The sequence below is a fragment of the Subdoligranulum sp. APC924/74 genome, assembly GCF_003324125.1.
Classification (GTDB): domain Bacteria; phylum Bacillota; class Clostridia; order Oscillospirales; family Ruminococcaceae; genus Gemmiger; species Gemmiger qucibialis.
In genome coordinates, this window is record NZ_PSQF01000161.1 from 1 (window position 1) to 3,204 (window position 3,204).

General features: G+C 60.5%; 7 protein-coding genes. All 7 read left to right on the top strand.

The window, feature by feature from the left end; genetic code table 11:
- The first annotated feature begins 108 nt into the window (after nucleotides 1–108).
- From C4885_RS15785 to C4885_RS15815, 7 genes are read left to right on the top strand one after another with little or no spacing between them, the layout of a single operon-like run.
- Entirely contained in the window at nucleotides 109–480 is a 372-nt protein-coding gene (locus C4885_RS15785; RefSeq protein ID WP_114001247.1) for a hypothetical protein, read from the top strand.
- Complete coding sequence (locus tag C4885_RS15790; RefSeq protein ID WP_114001248.1) at nucleotides 480–905, top strand: hypothetical protein; 426 nt, start codon at nucleotides 480–482, stop codon at nucleotides 903–905. The genes C4885_RS15785 and C4885_RS15790 overlap by 1 nt, the downstream gene beginning before the upstream one ends.
- 22 nt (nucleotides 906–927) lie before the next feature.
- Nucleotides 928–1,386, top strand: a complete 459-nt coding sequence (locus C4885_RS15795) for a hypothetical protein (protein WP_114001249.1) — start codon at nucleotides 928–930, stop codon at nucleotides 1,384–1,386.
- Nucleotides 1,376–1,852, top strand: a complete 477-nt coding sequence (locus C4885_RS15800) for a hypothetical protein (protein WP_114001250.1) — start codon at nucleotides 1,376–1,378, stop codon at nucleotides 1,850–1,852. Before C4885_RS15795 ends, C4885_RS15800 begins: the two co-directional genes overlap by 11 nt.
- Nucleotides 1,853–1,870: 18 nt before the next feature.
- A complete protein-coding gene (locus tag C4885_RS15805; protein ID WP_114001251.1) occupies nucleotides 1,871–2,506 on the top strand; it encodes a M23 family metallopeptidase in 636 nt (211 codons plus the stop codon).
- Between the two features lie 5 nt (nucleotides 2,507–2,511).
- Nucleotides 2,512–2,784 (top strand): hypothetical protein, encoded by a 273-nt coding sequence (locus C4885_RS15810; RefSeq protein ID WP_114001252.1) that lies wholly within the window; start codon nucleotides 2,512–2,514, stop codon nucleotides 2,782–2,784.
- A 44-nt stretch (nucleotides 2,785–2,828) separates the two neighbouring features.
- Nucleotides 2,829–3,104: a phage holin family protein gene (locus tag C4885_RS15815; RefSeq protein WP_114001253.1), complete on the top strand. Its 276-nt coding sequence runs from the start codon at nucleotides 2,829–2,831 to the stop codon at nucleotides 3,102–3,104.
- Nucleotides 3,105–3,204: the final 100 nt, after the last annotated feature.

A 3,204-nucleotide genomic window follows, 5' to 3' on the forward strand; every position in this document is an offset into this window, starting at 1 on the left:
TTTTGGCAACGCAGATGCCGTGCCGCAGCCGCCGGAGCGGTGCTTAAGCCGTAAGGCGGGAATTGTGCGGTGTTGCCAAAGAAAATCCTGTGAGAAGGAGGAATGCCTTTGCCGGATTACGAATTTTATACCGCCAGCTACCTGGGCGAAAAGATCCCGCAGGAAAGCTTTGCACGCTTTATTACCCGCGCCGCTCGCCAGCTGGAGCGCTACAAAGGTATGTTTGATGTGCGCCCGCGCGCGGGCCTGCAGGAACCGGAAGCCTGCGCCCTCTGCGCCATGGCGGATGCAATGTATGCCTTTGCGGAGGAGGACAACCGCTGCCGCGTGGTGAGCGCCAGCGTGGGCAGCGTGAGCGAAACCTATGCTGCCCCGCCGGAGCTCTGCGCCGAAACCATCCAGAGCCGGGAAGGTTACCTGCGTGCCCTGGCGCAGGACTACCTGGTGTTTGGCCGCTATGCCAGCGGCGGGGTGGGCTGATGGCCGCGCCCTTACAGTACCCCCTGTGCTGCCAGACCGTTACCTTCTACCATGCGGACCCGGCGGCACATACCATCACGCGCACCGTTGTGCAGGGCGTACACTTTGATACCCGCCGCCGTGAAACCGCGGCAGGCGGCAGCGGCCCCGCAGGCAGTGCGGCCACGGCGTTTTTGCTGGTTATCCCGGAAAAACATGCGGCGTTTGGCCGGGATTATACGCTGGAACCCCATGACCGCGTGCTTGCAGGCACCGGGCCGGAGGTGAGCTACACCCAATGGCTGGATTTTACCCCCGCCAAAGTGCCGGGGCTGGCCGCTGTGCAGTATGTAGACTGTAAAACAGCGGCCGGGCAGGCTGCCCATGTGGAAGCGGGCGGCTGGTGGACCCGCTCCGGCAGCGGCGCGCACAGCCTGAGTAATTGACCGGAAAGGGGAGACAAAGCGCGTGAACGAAACCTATTTTGAACAGTTGCTGCAATGGCTGGCCCGCTGCCCGGCTCTGACCGGTATTGATCTGCGTGTGGACGACCTGCCCCCGGCGGCGGGCACCGGGGCGCTCTTCCCCAAAGGGGTGGAGCAGACCGACCGCTGGCAGAACCTGCTGGGGCAGGTGACGACCCGCCAAAAAATGCAGCTGGTGCTGCGCCTGAACCTGCCCTTTGTGCCGGGGGATGCGAATCTGAGTGCCCAGACCGCCCGCCGCCTGTTGGAACTGCAGGCCTGGGTAGCGGAGCAGAGCGCGGCCGGCTTGGCCCCGCAGCTTGGCAACGCTGACCCCGTACAGGAGACCCTGACCGCCGGGGCCGCCCGGCTGGAACAGGCCAACGATGAGGGCAGCGCAGTTTACAACGTTACACTGACGGCACACTATACGATGAAATGGAGTGATACATTTGAAGATTGAGCGCAAATATATGGCGCACTTTTTGAACGCGGCGTTTGGTTCCGGTACCGCCAGCTATTGCCGCTTGGGCAACGACCTGGAAGAATATTCCCCGGAACTTTCCGCCAATGTGGAAAAGAAAAATAATATCCTGGGCCAGACTTCGATCACGATCGACAGCTACCAGAAACAGGGCGAAGTGGCACCCTATTATGCCGAGAAAAACGACCCGCTGTTTGAAAAGCTACAGGCCATTATCGACGGTGACCTGACGCTGGATGACCTGAAAACCGACATTGTGGAGGTTAAGCTCTGGGGCGAAGCATCCGCAAACGCCTACCCGGCCATCAAGGAGGAATGCTACATTGAGATCGTCAGCTATGGCGGCGATACCACTGGCTACCAGATCCCCTTTAATGTGCATTATACCGGCGTAAAAACCAAGGGTACCTTCAACATTAGCACCAAAACCTTTACGGCGGCGTAAGGCAGAACAGGAGGATGGATGATTTTACACAATGGGGATGTTTTGTTTGGCTGGCCGCTGCAAAGCCATGTGATTACCGCTGGGTGGTTTTATAATGACGGCAGCCTGCACCGGGCGCTGGATTTCCGCGCCGCCGTCGGCACGCCGGTGTATGCCGCGGCAGACGGTACGGTGGAAACCGCATACCGCTGGAATGGCCGCCGCACCCAGGGGGATACCAACAGCTATGGCAATATGCTCAAGCTGCGCCATGCGGATTACCGCGGCGGCCGGCTGGAGACGCTGTACGCCCATTTGAGCAAACTCTGCGTGGCCCAGGGGGAGACGGTATACGAGGGCCAGCTGATCGGCTACAGCGGGGATACCGGCAACTGTTACGGGGCACACCTGCATTTTGAGGTGCGGTACAAAAACCGCCGGGTTCACCCGCTGAACTGGCTGGATGCAGATTTTGCGGCGGCATCTACTGCGGTGCGGCTGGGCGGCTACCAGAGCGTTGCCCGCCCGGCAGCGGAAAAAACACAGCCGGTCCAAATGCAGACGGTAACGGTGGGGCCGATTTCCAACGGGGACGCTGCCCGGCTGTATGCCCTGTGCGGGGACCTTGGTCTGGTGGAATCGGGGCTGTACCACGCCGCCTATACGGAGGTGTGAGCAGGATGGAAGCAATTCTGGTGGCGCTGATCACCGGCGGGCTGAGCCTGCTGGGGGTGGTTATCACCAACATGATGGCTGCCCGCCGCGCGGAACAGCGGATGGTAACGGCCCAGGCGGTCACGGATGCCCGCTTGGAGGAGCTAACCCGCGAAGTGCGCGCCCACAACAACTTTGCCCAGCGGGTGCCGGTGCTGGAAGAGCAGCTGCGTGTGGCAAACCACCGCCTGAGCAACCTGGAAAAGGCGCATACCCCCGCAGGCCAGGCCATAAGTTAAAAGAAAAGCATAAAATAAAAGCATAAAATAAAAAGGAGGAGACCATGGATCTGACAACTTTTGGTATGGCAGGGGTGGCGGCGATTACGGTTATCTGCTACCTGGCGGCAACAGCGGTCAAACAAACGCCGCTTGCCAATAAATGGTTGCCCACCATCTGCGGCACGCTGGGCGGTGTGCTGGGGGTGCTGGCCTGGTGCGGAAGTGTGCCGGACTTCCCAGCAGGCGACCCATTGACAGCGCTGGCCGTGGGCATTGTTTCAGGCCTCGCGGCAACCGGTACCAACCAGCTGATCCGCCAGCTGAAACAGCCGGAATAAAATAATAGGGGGAATTACCCTATGGCAACACCGCACAATTCCCGCCTTGCGGCTTAAGCACCGCTCCGGCGGCTGCGGCACGGCATCTGCGTTGCCAAAA